This window comes from Methylobacterium sp. J-088 (genome assembly GCF_022829295.1).
Taxonomy (GTDB): domain Bacteria; phylum Pseudomonadota; class Alphaproteobacteria; order Rhizobiales; family Beijerinckiaceae; genus Methylobacterium.
This window is the reverse complement of the sequence record NZ_JAKSYH010000136.1, coordinates 243900-267287: the sequence shown is the minus strand read 5'-3', so window position 1 is coordinate 267287 and position 23388 is coordinate 243900. Positions and strand designations below refer to the sequence as shown.

The window sequence follows — 23388 nt, the reverse complement described above, 5'->3', positions numbered from 1 at the left end:
GGCGGGCAATCGTGTGTTCCGCCATCCGGAACGTCACGCAGATCCGCAAGTTCTGTTCTCGCCCAACGGCGGAGACGAACCTTGCAATCACCCGTGCGCTACAGCCCTGACGTCGAGGTGGTAAAGCCGGACGAGGGTGAGACCATCGCGGAACTGTGCCAGACCTTCGACACGATCCTGCAGCGTGTCGCCGACGATTCCGGCCATGCCGTCCGGTCCGTCCACGCGAAGGCTCACGGCATCCTCGAAGGGGTGATGCGCATCGCGGACGGCCTGCCGCCGGAGCTGGCGCAGGGGCTGTTCGCCAAGCCCGGTACGCACAGGGTCTACATGCGACTGTCGACCAATGCGGGCGACATCCTGCCCGATGCCGTCTCGCTGCCACGCGGCCTTGCCGTGAAGGTGCTCGACGCTCCCGGGGAGCGCCTGCCCGACGCAGAGGGGACGACGCAGAACTTCATCATGGTCAACGGACCCGTCTTCCAGGCGCCGGACGCCCAGAAGTTCCTTGGCAGCCTGAAGCTGCTCGCCGGCACCACCGACCAGGCCGAAGGCCTCAAGGTCGCCGCCTCCACGGTGCTGCGCGGCGTCAATAAGGCGCTGCAGGCTGTCGGCGTCGAGAGCCCGACCCTTGCCTCCCTCGGCGGCGCGCCGAACGTCGATCCCCTCGGCGAGACCTATTACAGCGTGACGCCGTTTCGCTTTGGCGACTACATCGCAAAGTTCTCGCTCCGCCCGGTCTCGTCCGGGCTGACCGAGTTGACCGGCACCGAGATCGACGCGTCCGGCCGGCCTGACGCGATCCGCGAGACCGTCCGTTCCGAAATGTCCGGCATTGAGGGCGTGTGGGAGTTCCGGGTGCAGCTCTGCCGCGACCTGGACCGCCAGCCGGTCGAGGATCCGACCGTCGCGTGGGACGAGGAGGAAGCGCCGTTTCAGCGGGTCGCGACCATCACGGTTGGACCGCAGGACAGCTGGGACGCGGCTCGGGTCCAGGCGGTCGATGAGGGGATGCGGTTCAGCGTCTGGACCGGCCTCGCGGCGCACCGGCCGCTCGGTAACATCAATCGCGCCCGCAACGCACCCTACCGGCACTCGGCTGCGTTCCGCGAGCGCTTCAACGGCTGCCCGATCCACGAGCCGGCGGCGCGCTGAGAAGGCTCGGCGCCGGATCCTGCGGGACCCCGGCCTGTCGCAGCGCGTTGGCCCGATGAATTCCCTGGAGTACGCGCCATGACGTTTTTCACCGGCTTTCGGCCCGGATTGGCCCTTTTGTTGATGTCCGGCGCGGCGCTCCTGTCGGCACCGGCCTCGGCGCAGGACAAGCCGTCCGGCCAAGCGACGCTCACCAGAGTGACGGGCTTCGATCATCAGGTCACGGGCGTCACCGCCAGCCGGGATGGGCGACTGTTCGTGAATTTCCCCCGGTGGAGCGAGGATGCCCCGGTCTCGGTCGCCGAGCTGAAGGACGGCAAGCCCGTCCCCTTCCCGGACGCGGAATGGAACGGCTGGCGCAACGCGAAGTCCGACACGGTGGACCCCAAGACGCATTTCGTCTGCGTCCAGAGTGTCGTGGCCGACCAGCAGGACCGGCTCTGGGTTGTCGACGCGGCCGCCCCCGCCATGGCCCACGTGATCAAGGACGGCCCTAAGCTCGTCGGTATCGATTTGAAGACCAACACGGTCGTGAAGACCATCCCGTTCGACACCAGCACCGTCCTGCAGGCCTCCTACATCAACGACGTCCGCATCACGCCGGACGGGAAGACCGCGTTCCTCACGGATTCCGGGGCCGAGGGCGCGCTGATCGTCGTGGATCTCGACAGCGGCTCGGCCAAGCGCGTGCTGTCCGGCCACGCCTCGACCATGCCGGACAAGAGCGTCACCGTCGAATACGACGGGGCGCCGTTGCGCCGGCCCGACGGACGCGGCGTCAACTTCGCGGCGGACGGCATCGCCCTCTCGCCTGACGGCAAGACGCTGTATTGGCAGGCGATCAAGGGCAAGACGCTCTACAGCCTGCCGACCGATGCGCTCACCGGCTGGGCCACGTCGTCCTTCGTGCCCGAGATGCTGAGCGACCGGACGCTTAGCGGAAAGATCGTCACGGTCGGCGAGAACGGCCCGGCCGACGGCCTGCTGATCGCCCGCAAGGACGGCCGGATGTACGTGACCTCGCCGCAGGACAATGCCGTGAAGGTCCGCGACCTCACGCAGAACGGATCGAGCCTCACCACCCTGGTCCAGGATTCGCGGTTGCGCTGGCCCGACACGTTCAGCGAGGGGCCGGACGGCACGATCTACGTGACGACCTCGCACATCCAGGATTCGGCCGATTACAAGCCGGGCGCGCCGATCGCCCTGCCGACCGAACTTTGGGCGATTAAGTCCGGCGCGGGCGAAGCGACGGGCTCGACCGGAGGCGTGGCGCGCTGAGGCGCCGCGCTCATCGGGGTGGTGCCGTCTCCACCGGGTTGCCGAACAACGGGGTCTCGGCGGCGGCGTTGACGATCACGGCGACATCACCCGGCAGCAGGAAGCCGTCCGCCTGCGCGGCGCGGGCGGCCACGCCGACGCGGGTCACGTAGTCCTGCTGGGACCTGTACCGCTCGGCCAGTGACGGCAGACCGGTATCGTTCGCGTCGCGCGTGCGGGCGAAGGGCTGATACGCGCCGACCAACGAACAGGTGAACGTGGTGAGCGGCGCGTTCTGGCCCCCGTAAACCCCCAGCGGCACCGCGATGTCCGGCAGCCGCACGCCGCCGATCGGATTCCCATCGGCATCCCGCTGCGGCACCTGCACGACCGCGTCCGGCAACGCCTTCGGGGCTTGCAGGACGGTCGTATCCTCCGGCGCGGGCTGGAGCGGCATCAGCCGGGTCGCAGGCGGCGGCGTGTTCCGCGCCACCCATCCGTCCAGCCGCTGCAGGGTCGCCCGGGCCACGGGCGCCCAATCGAGCCGGCCGGGCGGACGCGTGCAGCGATCCGCCTTCAGGACGGTGACGTGCGACGCCCCGGCGACATCGTACATCCGCACGTTCGCGGGCAGCGGCAGATCGGCGGTGCCGTGCCCACCGGTCCGGCCAAGCGATGCGCGCAACGAGGCGTAATCGACCGTGGCGTTGAGCAGCATCATCTTGGGCGGCACGTCCCCGCGCGCCTCGACGGTGCGGACGATCTCGCCGATGGTCAGCGGCCCGTCGTTGACGCCCGGATAGTCTGGATCGGCGAAATTCGGGGTCTTGTCGCCGCTCGAATGCGGCCCGGGGCCGGATTGCAGGATCGGCAGCACGCCCGCGCCGGAGACGAAGACGTGCATCCCGTCGAACACGCGCCGGCCCTGCGCGACGTTGAAGCCGTGCAGCAGGAACGTCTTGAGGAACCGCCCATCCTGGGACTTGCCGGTGCCGATCGTCCGGTTGATCGCGCTGGCGAGCGGGTTGCGCGTTCCCGTCGAATCGGACGCCGCATGGGCGAGGAAATCCGCGGTGTCGCGCACGATCGCGAAGCCGACGCCCTCGACGAAGCGCCGCCTCCCGTCCGGATCGGTGAAGGATGGCAGATCCGCGCCGCGGCCGAGTTCCCAGAAGACCTCCGCGACGGCATATCCGCGATCCTCTAGGAAGCCGGTGCCGGGTTCGAGGTTGCCGGACTGCATCGGGACGGTGCGCGGGCTGTTGTAGAGCGCGTTGGCGTAGGCGTTTCCGCGGTTCGGCACGTCCACCAGCAGCGCGCCGTTACCGGCAGCGGGATCGGCCGGGATGAACAGGATGACGCGCGCCGCGTACGCGACCTTGCCGTCCTGGGTGCGCTCCGCCTTGTCGAGGTCGGGAATGCCGCCGGCGTCGGGCGCGAGCTCACCGTGCACCGTTCCATCGAGCCGGACGTAATCCCCGGCCGCGAACGCGCCATAGGCTTGCCGGCCGGTGATTTCGAGCCGCGTCACCTCGGCTCGCGCAGCGCTCCCGCATAACGCGACGGCGACCAGCGTGGCAGCACCCAGACAGCGTCCCATGGCGATCCCCGTGCCGGTCCGGCCTCCTCCGAGCCGGATCCGCCCCGGACCATCGCCGTGGCCGGAAGCCTGTGCAAGCTGAGGGTGAGGCCGCACCATCACGTCCGGGTGCACATGCGGGTGCCTGTCTCCCCGGAAGCCGGGTCTCGGGTCGAGGCACGCCTGCCGCGTCAGACGGCCTTGCCAACGAGGCTGCCGATTCCGGCCGTCACCGCCATGGCGAGCGCCCCCCAGAAAGTAACACGCGCCGTGGCCCGGATCAGCGGTGCGCCGCCGGCGCGGGCGCCGAGGGCGCCGAGCACGGCCAGGAACAGCAGCGAGGCCGCCGAGACCGTGAAGACCGCGATCCGGCCGGGCGAAACAGCCGCCACGAGCAGCGGCATGGCCGCTCCCGCCGAGAACGTCGCCGCCGAGGTCAAGGCCGCCTGGACCGGTCGCGCCGCGGTAAGGTCCGAGATGCCGAGTTCATCGCGGGCATGGGCGCCGAGCGCGTCCTTCGCCATGAGCTGGTCCGCGACCTGGTGCGCCAAGGCCTCGTCGAGGCCCCGGTCGATATAGATCCGGGCGAGTTCCTCCCGCTCGGCCGCCGGGTCGTCCGCGAGCTCGCCGCGCTCCCGGTCAAGGTCGGCCCGCTCGGTGTCGGATTGCGAACTCACCGAAACGTACTCGCCCGCTGCCATCGACATCGCGCCCGCCACGAGCCCGGCGCAGCCGGCAACCAGAACTTCCCCCGGACCGGCGGCAGAGGCCGCGACACCGACGATCAGGCTGGCCGTCGAGACGAGGCCGTCATTGGCGCCGAGGACCGCGGCGCGCAGCCAGCCGATCCGGTTGATCAGGTGCCGCTCGGTATGGACGGGGCGCATCAAGGTCACGGAGGCGACGAGAGCGGGACGCAGGCCGGATCCGTATCGTCCAGATCCCGCGGCAGGATACGGCTCCCCTTCGCGCTCAGGAACCAGAGGCCGACGGTTTCGTCTCCGGGTCGCCTGGGTCGCACGAGACCGCGCGCGAGCAGGGACCGCACGGTCCGCATTTCCCAGGGCCCGGGCGACGGCAGGGCGCCGTCACGATCCAGGCGGCGCAGCATCAACTGCTGCCCGGGAGTGAGGGCGCGCCAGGCCGGAGACGGTTCGAAGTCGGACATCGCAGATTGGAACTAATCCAATCTAACGCCGGCTTGCAAGATGCACGACCGCGCGTCTCGCGGCGAAGTGATGATGCGAACGCTGTGATGGTTTGGCGTGCCCGTCAGGGCAGCACCTTTATTCGATTGCAGGAGCCACTGATCGCCGCTTGAGCAGAGAACCCGACCGAGGCGCAGGCAGCATTCGCTCGGAGAGGGATGGTGTCTCCACGGGGGGCTCTGCAATCGCTGACCGAACAGCCCCCCTTTGCGAGCTACCGAATTCACATGTCGGGTTTGGACGGGGCTGACGGGCGGCCGCCTCCCCCGTAGAAGCCCGCGGGTTCCTACATCGGGTTCGGACACACCGGTTCAGAGATCGAGCGCGGGTCCCCTCTCCCGGGCGGGAGAGGGTTGGGGTGAGGGTCGAGAAGGTTCAGGATCGCGCGCACCTTCAAGGCGCTGACAGGGTGCGCCTCTTCCGGAAAGTTCTCATCCCTCACCCGGCTTTCTGCGAAAGCAGACCTCTCCCGCACGGGAGAGGGGACCCGCGCCCTATTCGGCGACGGTGGTGTCACTGTCGTGTACCGTGCGCATTGCAATCGGGCACGGCTCTAAACCTTTGTTTTAAAGCGCTCTCTTGCGCCGAACCGGCGTCCACTTCGGCGGAGAGCGCTCGAGTGAATATCGAAGTCAGTGCGCAGAGGGGCCAGGGAGGGGCGTGGTACCGACGACACCGTGCTGCTCGTTCCTGCACCGCCCCCACAGTTATCGCATATGCAAACATTGTAGTCCGCACGGATTTTATGCGCCGCAATGTGCGTCGTGAAAATCGACTGGGCCTCGTCTTTGGCTTCTTAGGGATCGACAGTCGAAATTTGGGTCCGAACCCGGAACGGATGGAATCCGTACAGTCCATAGCCGCATGGGAGAGGGGACTCGCACACGATGCGGGCATCCGCGAGCGGACCGAACGGTGAGAATGGCGCAGCGGATGTCGATCCCGCGAGTCCTGTGACCCTCGACGGCGCCGCGTGACGCCCTCCCCGCGCCAGCCAAAACCGAAAATCCTTATGCGATCCTGAGATGGACGCACCCGGTCCTGGCTCGAACCCTAACGCGGTTTCCGGGCACTCTCCAAGACGGCCAAGGCCGGTCGCGGAGCCTCCGCGGCCGGTCCGCCGGACCGGACCCGACCACCATGCTCGACATCGTCTTCATCACCGGCGGCCTCGCCTTCTTCGCGGCCGCCGCTGGCTACGCCGCGCTCTGCGACCGGCTCTGAGCGAGGCCGCCATGACCCTCGACCTCGCCCTCGGCGCCTGCGTGACCGCCGGCCTCCTCGTCTACCTCACCTACGCCCTCGTCCGCCCCGAGCGGTTCTGAGCGGCCCCGCAGGACCCTTTCCCATGACTCTCAACGGCTGGATCCAGATCGCGCTCTACTGCGCGGTCGTTCTGGCGCTCGTGAAGCCCCTCGGGTCGTACATGACTCGCGTCTTCGCCGGTGAGCGCACCCTCCTCTCGCCCGTGCTCGGCCCCGTCGAGCGCGGGCTCTACCGCGTGTCCGGCATCGATGCCCGGCAGGAGCAGCACTGGCTCGCCTATACGGGCGCGGTCATCCTGTTTCATGTGCTGGGCTTCGCGGTGCTCTACGCGATGCTGCGGTTGCAAGCGGTCCTGCCGCTCAACCCGGCCGATCAGGCCGCGGTCGCGCCGGACCTCGCGTTCAACACGTCGACCAGCTTCATCACCAACACCAACTGGCAGTCCTACGGCGGCGAGACCACGCTCTCGTACCTGTCGCAGATGCTGGGGCTGACGCACCAGAACTTCCTGTCGGCGGCGACCGGCATGGCGGTGGCGGTGGCGCTGATCCGTGGTTTCGCGCGCGCCTCCACGGGGACGATCGGCTCATTCTGGGTCGATGTGACCCGCGCGACCCTCTACGTGCTGCTGCCGATCTGCATCCCCTACACGCTGTTCCTGGTCTGGCAGGGCATTCCGCAGACGCTCTCGCCCTCCATCGACGCCATGACCCTGGAGGGCGCCAAGCAGACGATCGCGCTGGGCCCGGTGGCGAGCCAGGTGGCGATCAAGATGCTCGGCACCAACGGCGGCGGGTTCTTCAACGTCAACGCCGCGCACCCGTTCGAGAATCCCACCGCCCTGTCGAACTTCGTCCAGATGGTCTCGATCTTCGTGATCGGCGCCGCGCTCACCAACGTGTTCGGCCGCATGGTCGGCGACGAACGCCAGGGCTGGGCGATCCTCGGTGCCATGGGCCTGCTCTTCGTGGCCGGCGTCGCCGTCACCTACTGGGCCGAGGCCAACGGCGGCTCCGTGCTCAACGGCTTCGGGCTCACCGGCGGCAACATGGAGGGCAAGGAGACCCGCTTCGGCATCGCGGCCTCCGCGCTGTTCGCGGTGATCACCACGGCGGCCTCGTGTGGTGCCGTCAACGCCATGCACGACTCGTTCACGGCGCTCGGCGGCCTGGTCCCACTGCTCAACATGCAGCTCGGCGAGATCATCATCGGCGGCGTCGGCGCCGGCCTCTACGGGATACTGATCTTCGTCATCGTGGCGATCTTCGTGGCGGGCCTGATGGTCGGCCGCACCCCCGAATACCTCGGCAAGAAGATCGAGGCGAAGGAGGTGAAGATGGCCATGCTCGGCATCCTCTGCCTGCCGCTGATGATGCTGGGCTTCACGGCGCTCGCCACGGTGTTGCCGGCGGGGCTGGCCGGTCCGGCCAATGCCGGCCCGCACGGCTTCACCGAGATCCTCTATGCCTACACGTCGGCGGCGGCCAATAACGGCTCGGCCTTCGGCGGGCTGACGGCCAACACGCTGTTCTACAACAGCACGCTCGCCATCGGCATGCTGGTCGGGCGGTTCTTCGTGAAGATCCCGGTGCTGGCCATCGCGGGCTCGCTCGCGGCCAAGAAGCGGGTACCGGCCTCGGCGGGGACGCTCCCGACCCATGGCGGCTTGTTCGTCGGGCTGCTCGTCGGCGTGATCCTGATCATCGGCGGATTGACCTTCTTCCCGTCCCTGGCACTCGGCCCCGTGGTCGAGCACCTGGCCGGGTCGGCCGGCCAGACCTTCGCGGCGGGGGGCTGAGATGCCGCGCGCCCTGCCCTCGCGCCGCATGCCGGGCCACCGGCTCATGCTGCATCGGCCACAGCCCCGGCGGAGCCAATCCCAGCCGGTGCGGACCTCGGACCTCGTGCTGGCACTCCTCGGCGTCGTGCTGCTCGGCGGCTTCGCCCTGCTGGCGGCCTACGCCCTGACCAGCGGCCTGCTGGCCCCCTGACCCCGACAGCGCCCGGCGCTTCGCGCCGGGCCTCCCGCCTCCCTCCGGACACCCCCCATGTCGCGTCAGACATCCTCCCTGTTCAGCGCCGCCCTGATCGGGCCGGCCCTCCTCGGCTCCGTGCGAAAACTCGATCCGCGGGCCATGATTCGAAACCCGGTCCTGTTCGTGGTCGAGGTCGTGGCCATCCTCACCACCGTGCTGTTCGCCCGCGATCTCGCCACCGGCGGCAGCGACCTCGCCTTCTCCGGCCAGATCATCCTGTGGCTGTGGTTCACCCTGATCTTCGCCAACTTCGCCGAGGCGCTGGCCGAGGGCCGCGGCAAGGCCCAGGCCGACAGCCTGCGGCGCACCCGCACCGAGATGACGGCCAAGCGCCTCACCGGCAGCGACCCTAAGATCCTCGGCCGGACCTTCGAGATGGTGCCCGGCACGTCCCTCAAGGTCGGCGACGTCGTACTGGTCGAGGCCGGCGACCTGATCCCCTCCGACGGCGAGGTGATCGCGGGCGTGGCCTCGGTCAACGAGGCCGCCATTACCGGCGAATCGGCGCCGGTGATCCGCGAATCCGGCGGCGACCGCTCGGCGGTGACCGGCGGCACGCAGGTGCTCTCGGATGAGATCAAGGTCCGCGTCACCGCAGCCGCGGGCTCGACCTTCGTCGATCGCATGATCGCGCTGGTCGAGGGCGCCTCGCGGCAGAAGACGCCGAACGAGATCGCCCTCAACATCCTGCTCGCCGGGCTGACCCTCGTCTTCGTCTTCGCGGTGGCCTCGATCCCGAGTTTTGCGAGTTACGCGGGCGGTTCGATTCCCGTGATCGTGCTGGTCGCCCTGTTCGTCACGCTGATCCCGACCACGATCGGCGCCCTGCTCTCGGCGATCGGCATCGCCGGCATGGATCGGCTGGTGCGGTTCAACGTGCTCGCCATGTCGGGCCGCGCCGTCGAGGCCGCCGGCGACGTCGACACCCTGCTTCTCGACAAGACCGGCACCATCACCCTCGGAAACCGCCAAGCCACCGAGTTCCGCCCGGTCCGGGGCGTCTCGGAGCAGGACTTGGCCGACGCGGCGCAGCTCGCGTCGCTCGCCGACGAGACGCCGGAGGGCCGCTCCATCGTGGTGCTCGCCAAGGAGAGATACGGCCTCCGCGCCCGCGACATGGCCGGGCTCAACGCCACCTTCGTGCCGTTCACCGCGCAGTCGCGCATGTCGGGCGTCGATCTGGACGGCGCCTCCATCCGCAAGGGTGCGGTCGATGCGATGATCGCCTCGCTCTCCGGCCAGCCGGTGCCGAGCCGCGGCTCCAATGCGGCGCTGGCCGTCCACAGCGCCGCCGAGAGCCAGGCGGCGATCGAGATCCGGGCCATCGCGGAGACGATCGCCAAGGCCGGCGGCACGCCGCTCGCGGTAGCCCGCGACGGGCAGCTGCTGGGCGTCGTCTATCTGAAGGACATCGTGAAGGGCGGCATCCGCGAGCGGTTCGCGGAGCTGCGCCGGATGGGCATCCGCACGGTGATGATCACCGGCGACAACCCGATGACCGCGGCGGCGATCGCCGCCGAGGCCGGCGTCGACGACTTTCTCGCCCAGGCCACCCCGGAGGACAAGCTGGCGCTGATCCGCAAGGAGCAGGCGGACGGCAAGCTCGTCGCCATGTGCGGCGACGGCACCAACGACGCCCCGGCCCTGGCCCAGGCTGATGTCGGCGTCGCCATGAACACCGGCACAGTGGCGGCCCGCGAGGCCGGCAACATGGTCGATCTCGACAGCGACCCGACGAAGCTCATCGAGATCGTCGGCATCGGCAAACAGCTGCTGATGACCCGCGGCGCGCTGACGACCTTCTCCATCGCCAACGACGTCGCGAAGTACTTCGCGATCATCCCGGCGATGTTCCTCGGGCTCTATCCGCAGCTTCAGGCGCTGAACGTGATGCACCTCGCCTCGCCGCAGAGCGCGATCCTCTCGGCGATCATCTTCAATGCGCTCATCATCGTCGCGCTGATTCCGCTCGCCTTGCGCGGCGTCACCTATCGGGCCGTCGGTGCGGCCGCGCTGCTCCGCCGGAACCTGCTGATCTACGGGCTTGGCGGCGTCTTCGTGCCCTTCGTCGCCATCAAGGCCATCGACCTCGCCGTCTCGGCCCTCCACCTCGCTTGAACCGGTCCCCCGGAGACCCACCATGCTCAGACAGCTTCGCGCCGCTTTGGTCCTGCTCACCGCGCTCACGGTGATCACCGGCCTCGCCTATCCCCTTGCCATGACGGGTCTCGCGGGTGCGATCTTCCCCGCCAAGGCTGCCGGCAGTCTGATCGAGCGGGGCGGCACGACCGTCGGCTCCGGCCTGATCGGGCAGAATTTCACCGGCGCCGGCTACTTCCACGGCCGCCCCTCGGCCACCACCGCGACCGATCCCGCCAACGCGTCCAAGACGGTGCCGGCGCCCTACAACGCCGCCAATTCCTCGGGCTCGAACCTCGGGCCCACCAGCGCGGCTCTGGCCGAGCGGGTGAAGGGCGACCTTGAGACGCTGAAGTCCGAGAACGCCGCCGCGCCGGTGCCGATCGATCTCGTCACGACCAGCGGGTCCGGCCTCGACCCGGACATCTCACCGGAAGCCGCCTATTTCCAGGTGCCACGTGTCGCCAAGAGCCGCAGGATCGCCGAGGATAAGTTGCGCGATCTGGTGGCATCCCATGTCGAGGGCCGCTCGCTCGGGCTCCTCGGCGAGCCGCGCGTAAACGTCCTCGCCCTGAACCTCGCCCTCGAAGGTCTCGCCCGCCCGTCAGGCGCACTATAGAGGAACCATGCCCGAGCCCGGTCGCGAGCCGAATCGCCCCTCCCCCGACGCGCTCCTCGAAGCGGCGCGCCGGGAAGAGCGGACCTGCGGACGGCTCAAAGTCTTCCTCGGCGCCGCTCCCGGCGTCGGCAAGACCTACGAGATGCTGACCATCGGGCGCGCCCGCTTGAAAGCCGGGACCGATGTGGTGATCGGCGTGGTCGAGACTCACGGCCGCGCCGAGACCGAGGCCCTGGTCGACGGCTTCGAGACGATTCCCCGTCGGCCCGTGCCGTATCACGGCGCTGTGCTGCAGGAGATGGATCTCGACGCCCTGCTCACCCGCCGGCCGGCGCTCGCGCTGGTCGACGAGCTCGCCCACACCAACGCCCCGGGCTCGCGCCATCCGAAACGCTACCAGGACGTCGAGGAACTGCTCGATGCCGGCATCGACGTCCTGACGACGCTCAATATCCAGCATGTCGAGAGCCTCAACGACGTTGTAGCCTCCATCACCCGTATCCGGGTGCGCGAGACCGTGCCGGACGGCGTCCTCGACCGGGCCGACGACATCGAGGTGGTCGATCTCAACCCCGACGACCTGATCCAGCGCCTGAAGGACGGCAAGGTCTACGTCCCGACCAACGCCGAGCGCGCTCTCAAGCACTATTTCTCCCGCGGCAACCTGACGGCCCTGCGGGAACTGGCGCTCCGGCGCACCGCCGACCGGGTCGATGACGAATTGCTGGGCCACATGCGGGCCAATGCCATCGCGGGCCCCTGGGCGGCGGGCGAGCGCGTGCTGGTCTGCGTGAATGAGGATGCCAGCTCGTCGGGCCTCGTCCGCTACGCCAAGCGCCTCGCCGATCGTCTGCACGCGCCTTGGACGGCGCTCGTGATCGAAGGCGCCCGGGCAGCGTCCCTCCGGGAGGCGGAGCGCGATCGGATCGCCGAGGCCCTCCGGTTGGCCGACCGGCTCGGGGGCGACGCCGTCACCCTGCCGGGCGGCCGGCGCATCGCCGACGACGCGCTCGACTACGCCCGCTCGGCCAACGTCAACCACATCATCGTCGGCAAGGCGAACCGGTCATGGCTGTTCGAACTCATCAACGGCTCGGTGGTCCATGACCTCGTGCGCCTGAGCGGCAACATCAGCATTCATGTGGTCCGGGGCGAGTCCGTCCCGGACGAGCGGCAGCCCCGCCGGGCGATCACGGTAGCGCCCCCGCGCTCCGGCTTCGACATTAGGCCCTACGGCATCGCCATGGCCGCCATCGCGGCCGGTCTGGGGGCGGCCATCCTGGCGCAGCCCTACGCGGGCATCGAGAACGCCGACCTGTTCCTGCTCACCGCCGTCGTGGCGGTGGCGGTGCGCTGGGGCCTCGGTCCGGCGCTGGCCGCGGTCGTGGCGGCTTCGCTCGCCTACAACTTTTTCTTCCTGCCGCCGGTCTACACCCTGACCATCGCCGATCCGACCAACGTCGCAGCCTTCCTGCTCTTCACCCTGGTGGCGGTGCTGGTCTCCAACCTCGCGGCCCGTGCCCGGCGGGTCGCCGTGGTGAGCCAGGGGCGGGCGCGGGCGACGGAGCGGCTGTTCGGCTTCTCGCGCAAGCTCGCCACCTGCGGGACTCTGGACGATGTCCTCTGGGCGACCTGCGCCCAGGTCGCGGCGATGCTGAAGGTCCGCGTCGTGCTGCTCCTGCCGGACGGCAAGGCCGTCACCGTCCGAGCCGGCTATCCACCCGAGGACATGCTGGAGGCGGCCGACGTGGCGGCGGCCCAATGGGCGTTCGACAACGACAGGCCGGCCGGCCGGGGTGCCGACACGCTACCGGGCGCGAAGCGCCTGTTCCTGCCGATGCGCACGGGGCGCGGCACGATCGGTGTGATCGGTCTCGACGCGGACGGGACCGGGCCGATCCTGACGCCGGAGGCTCGCCGCCTCCTCGACGCGCTGGCCGATATGGGGGCGCTCGCCATCGAGCGGGTCCGCCTCGTCGAGGATCTCGACCGGGCCGAGCGCGCCGCCGAGACGGACCGCCTGCGACAGGCGCTGCTCACCTCGATCAGCCACGACCTGCGCACGCCGCTGGCCTCGGTGCTGGGGGCCGCCAGCACGCTACGCGACCTCGACGCCGCCCTGGCGCCGGACGCGAAAGCGGAGCTGCTGGGCACTATCATCGAAGAAGCGGAACGACTGAACCGCTTCATCGCCAACCTGCTCGACATGACCCGTCTGGAGGCGGGAGCGGTGGCGCCGAATCTTTCGGCGCAGGATATCGGCGAGACCGTCGATACCGCGCTGCGGCGGACCCAGAAGGTCCTCGCGAAGCACCACATCGTGGTCGACGTCGCCCCCGATCTGCCAACGTTGGCGCTCGATCCGGTCCTGTTCGAACAGGTTCTCGTCAACCTCCTCGACAACGCTGCCAAATACGCGCCGGAGGGCTCGACCGTGACGCTCCGGGCGGTCCGCGAAGGGAGCGCGGTGCATCTCACAGTCCTGGACGAGGGGGATGGCCTGCCGGAGACCGATACCGAGCGGGTGTTCGACAAGTTCTATCGGGCCCGCAAGGGCGACCGGGTTCGGGCCGGGACCGGGCTGGGCCTCGCCATCGCCCGCGGTTTCGTCGAGGCGATGGGCGGCACGGTCACGGCTCTGAATCGCCGCGACCGGAGCGGGGCCTGCTTCAGCATCATCCTGCCGATACCAGCGCAGATCGCCTCGAAGGGCATCACCGCATGAGCGCGATGATAAACCTGGGGTCCGGCCGACGGGGGCCGGCGGTGCGGCGACATGCTGACGAACAGGACTCCACGATGCCTCCGAATGGACGACCTGCGCGGCCATGACCGTCGACGAGATCCTTGCGCCGGCCAACGCTCTGATCGGTCTGCGCACGTCGGGAAAGAAGCCGCTCCTCGACGATCTGGCCCGCCGGGCGGCCGGCACGCTCGGGATCGATGTTGCGGCGATCCTCCCGGCCCTGCTCCGGCGCGAGGATCTCGGGTCCACGGGGATCGGGGATGGCATCGCGCTGCCCCATGCCAGGCTGGACGCCGTCCGGCGCCCCTTCGGGATGCTGGCCCGGCTGCGCGAGCCGATCGACTTCGACGCTGTCGATGACCGGCCGGTCGATCTTGTTTTCCTGCTGCTGCTCCCCGCGGATGCGGAGGGCGAGAATCTGAACGCCCTCGCCTGCGTGGCGCGCCGCCTGCGCGACCCCGAGACCGCCGCTGCGCTGCGTCGCGCCCGGGACGGGCAGAGCCTGCATGCCGCGGCGAGCGGCCGGAGCTTCACGGAGGCGTGACGCGACGCCCCCGGGTTGATCAATGCGCCCCGCCCATCACGACGAACTTGAACAGGAAGATCGCGGCGATCACCCAGACCACCGGCTTCACCTCGCGCGCCCGGCCGGTGAACAGCTTGAGCGCCGCGTATGCGATGAAGCCGCAGGAAACTCCGGTGGCGATCGAATAGGTGAACGGCATGAGCAGCGCCGTCACGCAGGCCGGGATCGCCTCGGTGCGATCGTCCCAGTCGAGGTCGGCGAGTTCGCGCAGCATCAGGCAGGCGACGTAGAACAGCGCCGGCGCGGTCGCATAGGGTGGGACAGCAGCCGCCAGCGGGGCGAAGAACAGGCAGGCCAGGAACAGGATCGCCACCGTCACGGCAGTCAGGCCGGTGCGGCCGCCCTCCTCCACTCCGGAGGCGCTCTCGAGATAGGCGGTTGCGCTCGACGTGCCGAGCAGCGAGCCCACGAAGACCGACGCGGAATCGGCCATCAGCGCGCGGTCGAGGCGGCGCATCCGGCCCTCGGTGAGCAGTCCGGCCCGGTTGGCGACCCCCATCAGCGTGCCGGTTGCGTCGAACAGTTCGACCAGGAACAGGACTAGGATCACGTTGAGCAGCCCGCCCGACAGGGCGCCTGGAATGTCGAGTGCGAACAGCGTCGGGGTGATCGACGGCGGCAGGGAGACGATACCCTGGAAGCCGTTCCCCGCAACAGCGAAGCTCAGGGCGGTGACCGTGAGGATGCTGGAGAGCAGAGCCGCCCGCACCTTCCGGGCCGACAGGGCGGCGACCATGAGGAAGCCGATCACGGCCAGGACCGTTCCGGGTCGATGCAGGTCGCCGAGGGTTACGAACGTGGCCGGGCTCGCCGCGACGATGCCGGCATTCTTTAACGCGATGATCGCCAGGAACAGGCCGATCCCCGCCGTGATGGCGATGCGCATCGAGCGCGGGATCCCATCGACGATGATCGCGCGCAGCCCGGTCAGCGTCACGATCAGGAAGCACAAGCCGGATATGAACACGGCCCCCAGGGCAGCGGGCCAAGCGAAGCCGAGGCCCTGCACCACCACGTAGGTGAAATAGGCGTTGAGCCCCATCCCGGGCGCGAGGGCGATCGGATAATTGGCGTAGAGCCCCATGATCAGCGAACCGAGGGCTGCCGCGAGGCAAGTCGCCACGAACACGGCGCTGCGGGGCATGCCGGCATCCGCCAGGATGCTGGGGTTGACGAACACGATGTAGGCCATCGTCAGGAACGTAGTCAGGCCCGCCAGCAGCTCGGTGCGGACGTTGGTCCCGTGCTCGGAGAGCTGGAATGTTCGCTCCAGAAAATTGCCCAACGGCTCAGGGGCGATGGCATCCCGCTTCATGTCGAGGCGCCGTCCGCGTTCAGGTTGGCCGCGACGGCCCGGTAGATCCGGTCGGGCGCGAACGGTGTCGCCGTAAGGCGCGCCCCGGTCGCGTCTCGGATCGCGTTGCCGAGCGCCGCCGCGACGGGGTTGAAGGGCGATTCGCTCATGGATTTCGCGCCGAGCGGGCCGACGCTATCGTGGGTCTCGGCGAACAGGACCTGCGTATCCGGGACATCGGCGCAGGCGGGGATGTGGTAGTCGCGAAACGCCTGCGTGATCACCCGCCCCGCGCCGTCGATGCGGACATCCTCGTAGAGTGCCGCGCCGATCGCTTGCGCGACGCCGCCTTCCACTTGGCCGCGGCACTGCATCGGATTGATGACGCGCCCGGCATCGGCGGCGTGGATGCTGCGCAGGATGCGCACCTCCCCGGTCTCCGGCCGGACCGCCACCCGGAAGGCCTGGACGTTGAACGACACCGAGCGCGGGCTGCCGTCGGCGTACCCGTCCGCTGCCAGCGGTCCGATTGCGGCAAGAGCGAGCGGACCGCTAGGCGTCACAATCTTATCGCCGTCGAGCCGACAAGCCTCGACGGCCGCGCCGGACATTTCAGCCGCCTGGGCGCGGATCCGCTCCGTCAGGGCCTCGGCGGCACGCAGCACCGCCAGACCGCCGACGACGGTGCCGGTGCTGCCATAAGCACCGGTGTCGTGGCCGACCGCATCCGTATCGGCCGCGAGGATCCGCACGCGCCCAGGATCGGCGCGCAACGCGGAGGCCGCGATCTGACGATGCACCGTGCTGGTGCCGTTGCCGAACTCTGCGGTGCCGACCCGGACGGTGTAGGTAGCGTCCGCCTCCAGGCTCACCCGGGCATCGGCGAAGTGGCCGCGGGGCGGGATCGTGTCGATCATCGCCATCGCCATGCCTGTGCCGGCGCGCCAGCCCGGTTCCGGCTCCGGTCCTGGATCGGCTTGCAACGCCGCTTCCACCAGATCCAGGCACTGGTCGAGCCCGTAGCTGCCGAACACCACGTCGTGCGGCTCCAGGCTGCTCGACACCATCGGGTCGCCCGGCCTGATGGCGTTCCGGCGACGCAGGTCGAACGGATCGATGCCGAGGCGCCGGGCGACCTCGTCCAGGGCGGATTCGAGGGCGAAGGTCGTCTGGCTCAGGCCGTAGCCCCGGAAGGCGCCGGACGGGACGGTGTGGGTGTAGACGGCGCGCCCGGCAACCCGCTTGTTCGGGCAGGCGTAGGCCGCCAGCACCTCGTTGCAGCCGTGGTGGATCACCCCGCCCGCATGGTTGCCGTAGGCGCCGGTATCCGAGAGGACTTCTAGGTCGATGGCCGTGAGCGTCCCGTCCCGCCGGGCGCCGACCGTTACGGTCACCCGCATCGGGTGGCGGGTCGTGGTCGCGGTGAACTGTTCCTGCCGGGTCAGCTCCCAGCGTACCGGACGGCCGGTCCGCAGCACCGCGAGGGCGACGAGATCCTCGGTCAGCATCTCCTGCTTGCCGCCGAACCCGCCGCCGACCCGCCCGCAGACCACGCGCACCGCATCCCGTTCGAGGCCGAACAACTCGCACAGGGCATCCCGGGTCAGGAACGGCACCTGGCTGCTGGTGCGCAGCGTCAGGCGGCCGTCGGGGTCGTGCCAGCCGATGCAGCCATGGGTCTCCAGCGCTGCGTGCTGGAGACGCTGGGACAGGAAGGTGTCCGCATAGACGATGTCGGCCGCAGCGAGTCCCGCCGCGACGTCGCCGACCTCGCCATGGACCTCGGCGGCGAGGTTCGGGTGGGGCCCAAGGGGCGGCGCATCGGTGCCGGGTTCGTCGCGGGGATCGTGAACCCGCGGTGCATCGGATGCGAGCGCCAAGGCTGGATCGAGCAGAGCGGGCCGGATCTGATAGGTGACCCGCAGGGCCCGGCTTCCGGCCTCTGCGGCCGCCTCGGTCTCCGCAATCACGGCGGCCACGCGTTGGCCGACGAACCGCAGGATCGGATCGAGCACGCGGGCATCGGCGGCGTCGTCCCGGGGGTCCTGATGGCGGCCGGTGGAGAAGCGGCCGGGTGGTGCGTCCGCGTGGCTGAGGATTGCAACGACGCCGGGGATCGCGTGCGCGGCCGCCGCATCGATCGCCACCACCCGGGCATTGGCATGTGGCGAGCGCAGCACCTTGAGGTGGAGGGCGTCATCGGGTGGCATGTCGAGGGTGAAGCGCGCGCGTCCGCTGACCATCGGCAGCGCGGCCGGGGCCGGGAGGCTCTGTCCCACCGGATCGCCGCCACCATAATCCAGCGCGGCGTGGCCGATCCCCGAAATGGCGTCGCGGATCGCGCGATAGCCGGTGCAGCGGCACAGATTGCCCTTGAGCGCGGTGCCGAGATCCCGCCGCTGGCCCTGGTCGAGGGCAGCCGCGGTCATGATTATGCCGGCGGTGCAGAAGCCACACTGGAAGCCCTGCGCGGACAGGAAGGCCGCCTGCATCGGGTGGATCGTATCGGGTAAGCCGTCATCCGCGTGACAGGGGCCGGCGAGCCCCTCGATGGTGGTCACGGCCCGGCCCTCGGCACGGAAAGCCGGGATCAGGCAGCTATGGACTGGTTCGCCGTCCAGATGGACCGTGCAGGCACCGCAATCGCCAGCGTCGCAGCCTTTCTTGACGCCGAACCATCCGGCCTCGCGCAGGTAGGTTCGCAGGCACTGGCCCGGCCGCGGCGCGGCTTCGTACCGGCTCCCGTTGATCGTCAGAAGCATCCGCCGCCCCCCTGCAACGCGTCGCGGATCTCCCGGGCGAGGAGACCGGTAACGTGGCGCCGCCAGTCGGGCCGGCCGTGGACGTCGTCGTAAAAGAGCGCGTCGGGGATCGCGGCGGCAAGGGTCTGGGCCAGCGTCGCGTCGTCGGGCTGACTGTCGAAGGCGAGATGGACCGGCCGGCGGATCGCAGCCGTCACGGTGAGCGCGAGGGCACCGTGCGCGTCTTGAGTCCCGATCACCAGGGCACCGGACCGTCCGGCCGGGCTGAGACTGATGCGCCGGAACGCCGTCCGCCGACTGAGAGCCTCCGCCGGGATGTGCAGGCTGCGCAGGATCTCGCCGGGTCGCAGAGCGTTTCGCTGGGGCCCGAGCACGAAGTCCACGGCCGGCAGGTCCCGCTCGGCGCCATCGGTCGACCAGATCGCGCAGCGCGCTTCCAGCGCCACGGCCAGCGCGATCATCGGCCCGGCCGGAAGGGCGAGGCAGAGATTGCCGCCCACGGTTGCGGTGTTCCAGATCTTGAACGAGCCGAGGAGCGCGCGGCAGCACTGCGGGATTAGCGGCGCAGCGCGCCAGTGGGATGGAAGCGTGAGGCGGTCGAGCTGTGCGAAGGTGCAGGTCGCCGCGAGGGTCAGGCCATCCGGTCCGATCGTGTGCGCTGGCCAGCCGAGACCCGCGAGGTCGACGAGGCGGCGGGTTTCCGGCTGCGGTTCAGAGAACAGCCACGTTCCACCCGCGAGACAGGCATCACCCGCCTGCCACGACGGCAGCTCGGATCGGCTGCGCGGCCTCAGGACGGTCTCGATGGTGTTGAGATCCATGCAGCACGGCGTCCGGGCAAGAAGAGCATCGGGCCACGCACTATGCGTGCCGGTCCGCCGGCCCGGTCAAGTCGTGTCGGCCTGACCCCTGCTTGGATCGCACCGTGTCGCGCCTTAAGCTCGACTGCTAAGCCGATCGTCTGGAGACCACGATGCCGCTGATCACCGCGCGCTATGGAAAGGAACGCGTCCGGGTGATGCGCCTCGCCCGCGACGGCGCGCACCACGTCCCGCGCGAGCTAACGCTCTCGGTGATGTTGACCGGCGACTTCGACGCCGCCTGGACCGACGGGGACAACCGGGCCTGCATCGCCACCGACAGCGTGAAGAACATCGTCAACGTGACGGCGGCCCAGAACCCCACCCTCGACGCCGAGGCGTTCGTCACCGCGGTGGCGCGGGTGCTGATCGAAAGCTATCCGCAGGTCGCCTCGGTCTCGATCGAAGCCGAGGAGACCCGGTGGCTGCGCCACGCCGTCGAGGGCGTGGCGCATGATCACACCTTCACCCGCGACGGCAACGGCTTCGGCTATGTGGGGCTGGTCGCCGAGCGCACCGGATCGACGCTTCGCTCGGGCTTGCGCGATTTCACCTTCATGAAGACCACGCAATCCGGCTGGACCGGCTTCGTCGACGACCGGTATCGCACCCTACCCGATACGACCGACCGGATCGCCGCCACGAGCATGGACGCGACGTGGTCTTGGTCGACCAAGCCGGCCGAATATGGGATCGTGAATGCCCGAATCCTCGCCATCCTGCTCCGGGTCTTCGGAACCACGTACAGCCGCGGTGTTCAGGACAGCATGTACCGGATGGGTGAAGCTGCGCTCGCCGAGGTCCCGGAACTGGCCGAGATCGCATTCATAATGCCCAACAGGCATTATCTGCCGATCGATCTCAGGCCGTTCGGCCTGGACAACGAGGGCGCCGTCTTCCAGCCGACCGACGAGCCTTGTGGCCGCATCGAGGCGACGATCGGCCGGCGAAACTGATCGGCCGCAGAGCCAGGCGGTACCGGGAGTAGGCCGGTGTCGGCGGCAGGTCTCCTCAGTTCGGCACGCCGGTTTCGTCGGATCCGGACGCGTCGATCACGCTGCCGATCCGCTGCACGAGGGGCAGACGCATCGTGCAGCGCAAGCCATCCGGTTCAAAGGCGAGATCGATATGGGCGTTCAACTCGTAGCGTAGCATGTCGTTCAGGACCTGCATGCCGAAGCCCCGCCGCGTCGGCGGGGCGACGTCCGTGCCGCCGGTTTCCTTCCAGGTCAGAACCAGATCACTTGGCTGCATCGTATCGCGGGTGTCCACCGACCAGACGACGTTCACCTTGCCTTTTGACAGTCCGAAAACGCCGTGCTCGACGGCGTTGCTGCAAAGCTCATGCACAGCCAGGGCCATCACCTGTCCGGCCTTCGGACGGAGGCGGATAGTCGGGCCCGCCAGTTCCGCCTGATCGCCCTCGCGGATGAGATGGACCATCAACTCGTCCGAGATCAGCGAATGCATGCTGATCCCGCCGGACATGTCGAGACTGATGCGCGCGCGGGCGATCGCGTCGAGCCGGCCTTCGAGATGGGTGGCATAGCCTTCCACGCTTTCCGCTGTGTCGGCAGACAGACGCAGCACCGCACGAAGCATCGCCATGGTGTCGCGCAGACCGTGGCGCAATCCGTCAGACGCACCGCTCGCATTGAGGAGCCGTCTCAATCGCGCGTTGTCCGCCTCGAGCGCATCAACTCGCGGGTCGTGCGCGTGATCCTGTGCCATGCAGGCCCTCTCCGGGCGGAAAGCCCCGATAATGCGACTGGCGCCGAACACGCGCGTGATACCGGGGCGACCATCACGTGTTCAAAAAATGCGGTCAACCACCTGCGCTCGGATAATCAATTTCGCGCCATGAGTGGACGGTGCGACCTTTTGGAACTCGCGATCTCGCTACTCCGGCCGCGCTGCCTCACGCCTTCCACACGGCCGCTCACGAAGCGTGCGGGCGCTACAGCCCGCATCATGAAAGGCGTGCCGCGGGCTTGGTCTCGCAATGTTGATTTCGCGCGAATAGTTGACGAGAAAATTACACCATTTATATCCATGCTGATTGCCAGTTGCATCGACATTATTTTATAATGATAGCATTAAATTTTATAAGAAGATAAGCATCAATAAGGATAAACAGACAAAAATCGTGCTTTGCAAAATTTGAAATTGCGAGCTAAAGGATCCATCGAAGACTGCGGGGTAATTTAATCTTGTATAAAAAGGTTCGCGGACCATGAAGTCGTCGAAGCAGACGATCTGTCTGTCAATGATCGTCAAAAATGAGGCGCACGTTATTGGTCGATGCCTCGACTCGGTCAGACCGATCATCGATCACTGGATCATCGTCGATACCGGTTCCACCGACGGCACACAGGATGCCATCCGGACCGCCATGGCGGACATACCGGGGTGCCTTGTGGAACGCCCGTGGGTCGACTTTGCCCACAATCGGAGTGAGGCGCTCCGCTTGGCCCGCCCGCATGCGGATTACTCGCTGATCATCGACGCGGACGACGAACTGGTCGTCCCGGCGGGGTTCATTCTGCCGAAGCTGGATGCGCCGTCTTACACCTTCACGATCCTCGACCGATTCACGCGCTACCCGCGCACGCAGTTAGTCCACAACGCGTATCCCTGGCGCTATCGAGGCGTGGTGCACGAATTCCTGGATTGTCCGAAGCCGACTTGGCAGGGATCCCTGCCACTCGCGATGCGGCGCGGAGAGGACGGAGCGCGGCATTGTGATGGCGACGAAACATATAGGCGTGATGCGATTCTCTTGGAAAAGGCGCTGAAATCTGAAAAAGATCCGTTTCTGATCGCGCGCTATACGTTTTATTTGGCGCAGAGCTACCGTGACATCAGCGACTTTGAGAATTCACTTGAATATTACATGAAACGTGCAGAACTGGGCTTCTGGGATGAGGAGGTCTACATAAGCCTTCTCAGCGCGGCTTACATCATGGAGTTTCTCGGAAAATCCACCGCCGCGGTACTTGCCGTATACGACCGTGCGATCGCGACACGGCCGAGCCGGGCAGAAGCGCGGCATGGGGCCAGCCGCTTTTGCCGGAGGAAACAACAATTTGTAGCCGCGTTCCATTATGCGCAAGCTGGAATGCCGCCGAGGATGAACGGATCCGATCTCTTTGTGCAACCCTGGATCTACCAATATGGTCTGCAAGATGAATATGCGGTGAGTGCGTTCAACACCGGTCAGACGCGCCCCTGCTTATCAACATGCTTGGATATGCTGACGACTGGGGATTTGCCCGCTGATGTACGGGCCCGTATTGCGCGCTTGGCCGGTGAAGCCCTGGGTAAGATGGTCGATCCGATCTGGGGTTTTGCTAAATCATCTTATGACACGCACTTCATGCCACATTGGCAGTTTCGAACGTCGCTTTGAATATGCTTCGATTAAATTCCACAGTCCTCAAGATGGGAATCGCTGAAGGTCGCCGGCGCACCACCAGCGCCAGATCCCCTCTCGCCCCTTGCCCCGGTGCGGCTATCGGCCCTCTAACCCTCGTCTTCCAGCGGCCGCCCGTGATGTGATGAAGGTACATGCGTGGTGGATCAAAGAGGAACAGGCCGGTTGGCTGAAACGGATATGACCGTATCTTACCGTGAACGCCCGTATCGGCCAGCCAAGTGCATCGATCCAGACGGAAGCGTCAGCCGAGTCTGGAAAAATTGATGCAAAACCAGATAACTAGTGTTCACTCGCAGGAACGAAGTGAATGCGTCAGAGCACTAGTAAAATTGGCTCCGGGGATTGCTGCGATCTGCCAACGTTTTTCGAGGGGAGACACGCTTTACCGGGAGTTTGGCTATGGGTCTGCTCGCGTTAATGGTCTTCGTCTGTCCCGGAATGG

The 23388-nt window shown here is 67.8% G+C and carries 17 protein-coding genes; 11 read left to right on the top strand and 6 right to left on the bottom strand.

Annotated elements, in window-relative coordinates; genetic code table 11:
• The first annotated feature begins 81 nt into the window (after positions 1–81).
• Together MKK63_RS15355 and MKK63_RS15350 are read left to right on the top strand one after the other, a co-directional pair.
• Complete coding sequence (locus tag MKK63_RS15355; protein WP_244003146.1) at positions 82–1155, top strand: catalase family protein; 1074 nt, start codon at positions 82–84, stop codon at positions 1153–1155.
• Positions 1156–1233: 78 nt separating this feature from the next.
• The gene (locus MKK63_RS15350; RefSeq protein WP_244003144.1) at positions 1234–2436 is read left to right on the top strand and encodes a major royal jelly family protein; all 1203 of its coding nucleotides are present in this window, start codon (positions 1234–1236) and stop codon (positions 2434–2436) included.
• 10 nt (positions 2437–2446) lie between these two features.
• On the opposite strand, the gene MKK63_RS15345 is transcribed toward MKK63_RS15350, so the two are convergent.
• Together MKK63_RS15345 and MKK63_RS15340 are read right to left on the bottom strand one after the other, a co-directional pair.
• A complete protein-coding gene (locus tag MKK63_RS15345; RefSeq protein WP_244003142.1) occupies positions 2447–3946 on the bottom strand; it encodes an alpha/beta hydrolase domain-containing protein in 1500 nt (499 codons plus the stop codon).
• 239 nt (positions 3947–4185) lie between these two features.
• The gene (locus MKK63_RS15340) at positions 4186–4881 is read right to left on the bottom strand and encodes a VIT family protein (RefSeq protein WP_244003141.1); all 696 of its coding nucleotides are present in this window, start codon (positions 4879–4881) and stop codon (positions 4186–4188) included.
• Between the two features lie 1556 nt (positions 4882–6437).
• Here MKK63_RS15340 and MKK63_RS15335 point away from each other — a divergent pair.
• From MKK63_RS15335 to MKK63_RS15305, 7 genes are all read left to right on the top strand, one after another.
• On the top strand, positions 6438–6527 hold the full coding sequence (locus tag MKK63_RS15335) for a K(+)-transporting ATPase subunit F (protein ID WP_020091582.1): 90 nt from the start codon (positions 6438–6440) through the stop codon (positions 6525–6527).
• 23 nt (positions 6528–6550) lie between these two features.
• Complete coding sequence (gene kdpA / locus MKK63_RS15330) at positions 6551–8266, top strand: potassium-transporting ATPase subunit KdpA (RefSeq protein ID WP_244003139.1); 1716 nt, start codon at positions 6551–6553, stop codon at positions 8264–8266.
• A 1-nt stretch (position 8267) separates the two neighbouring features.
• Positions 8268–8459, top strand: a complete 192-nt coding sequence (locus tag MKK63_RS15325) for a hypothetical protein (RefSeq protein ID WP_244003138.1) — start codon at positions 8268–8270, stop codon at positions 8457–8459.
• Positions 8460–8516: 57 nt separating this feature from the next.
• Positions 8517–10622: a potassium-transporting ATPase subunit KdpB gene (gene kdpB, locus MKK63_RS15320; RefSeq protein ID WP_244003135.1), complete on the top strand. Its 2106-nt coding sequence runs from the start codon at positions 8517–8519 to the stop codon at positions 10620–10622.
• 22 nt (positions 10623–10644) lie between these two features.
• Positions 10645–11262 carry a K(+)-transporting ATPase subunit C gene (locus tag MKK63_RS15315; protein ID WP_244003133.1) on the top strand — a complete coding sequence of 206 codons (618 nt, stop codon included), beginning with the start codon at positions 10645–10647 and terminating at the stop codon, positions 11260–11262.
• A gap of 7 nt (positions 11263–11269) precedes the next feature.
• Complete coding sequence (locus MKK63_RS15310) at positions 11270–13987, top strand: sensor histidine kinase (RefSeq protein ID WP_244003131.1); 2718 nt, start codon at positions 11270–11272, stop codon at positions 13985–13987.
• A 103-nt stretch (positions 13988–14090) separates the two neighbouring features.
• Positions 14091–14552 carry a PTS sugar transporter subunit IIA gene (locus tag MKK63_RS15305; protein ID WP_244003129.1) on the top strand — a complete coding sequence of 154 codons (462 nt, stop codon included), beginning with the start codon at positions 14091–14093 and terminating at the stop codon, positions 14550–14552.
• Between the two features lie 19 nt (positions 14553–14571).
• Here MKK63_RS15305 and MKK63_RS15300 read toward each other — a convergent pair whose 3' ends face one another.
• The 3 genes from MKK63_RS15300 to MKK63_RS15290 are packed head-to-tail and all read right to left on the bottom strand — an operon-like array spanning position 14572 to position 19471.
• A complete protein-coding gene (locus tag MKK63_RS15300) occupies positions 14572–15909 on the bottom strand; it encodes an NCS2 family permease (protein ID WP_244003127.1) in 1338 nt (445 codons plus the stop codon).
• Positions 15906–18650 (bottom strand): molybdopterin-dependent oxidoreductase, encoded by a 2745-nt coding sequence (locus tag MKK63_RS15295; RefSeq protein WP_244003125.1) that lies wholly within the window; start codon positions 18648–18650, stop codon positions 15906–15908. The genes MKK63_RS15300 and MKK63_RS15295 overlap by 4 nt, the downstream gene beginning before the upstream one ends.
• Complete coding sequence (locus MKK63_RS15290; protein ID WP_244003123.1) at positions 18641–19471, bottom strand: FAD binding domain-containing protein; 831 nt, start codon at positions 19469–19471, stop codon at positions 18641–18643. Before MKK63_RS15290 ends, MKK63_RS15295 begins: the two co-directional genes overlap by 10 nt.
• A 152-nt stretch (positions 19472–19623) precedes the next feature.
• Between MKK63_RS15290 and pucL the strand changes: the two genes are divergently transcribed.
• The gene (gene pucL / locus MKK63_RS15285) at positions 19624–20466 is read left to right on the top strand and encodes a factor-independent urate hydroxylase (protein WP_244003121.1); all 843 of its coding nucleotides are present in this window, start codon (positions 19624–19626) and stop codon (positions 20464–20466) included.
• 55 nt (positions 20467–20521) lie between these two features.
• Here pucL and MKK63_RS15280 read toward each other — a convergent pair whose 3' ends face one another.
• Positions 20522–21241 (bottom strand): HWE histidine kinase domain-containing protein, encoded by a 720-nt coding sequence (locus MKK63_RS15280; RefSeq protein ID WP_244003119.1) that lies wholly within the window; start codon positions 21239–21241, stop codon positions 20522–20524.
• 502 nt (positions 21242–21743) lie between these two features.
• Here MKK63_RS15280 and MKK63_RS15275 point away from each other — a divergent pair.
• A complete protein-coding gene (locus MKK63_RS15275) occupies positions 21744–22919 on the top strand; it encodes a glycosyltransferase (RefSeq protein WP_244003117.1) in 1176 nt (391 codons plus the stop codon).
• Positions 22920–23388 lie beyond the last annotated feature (469 nt).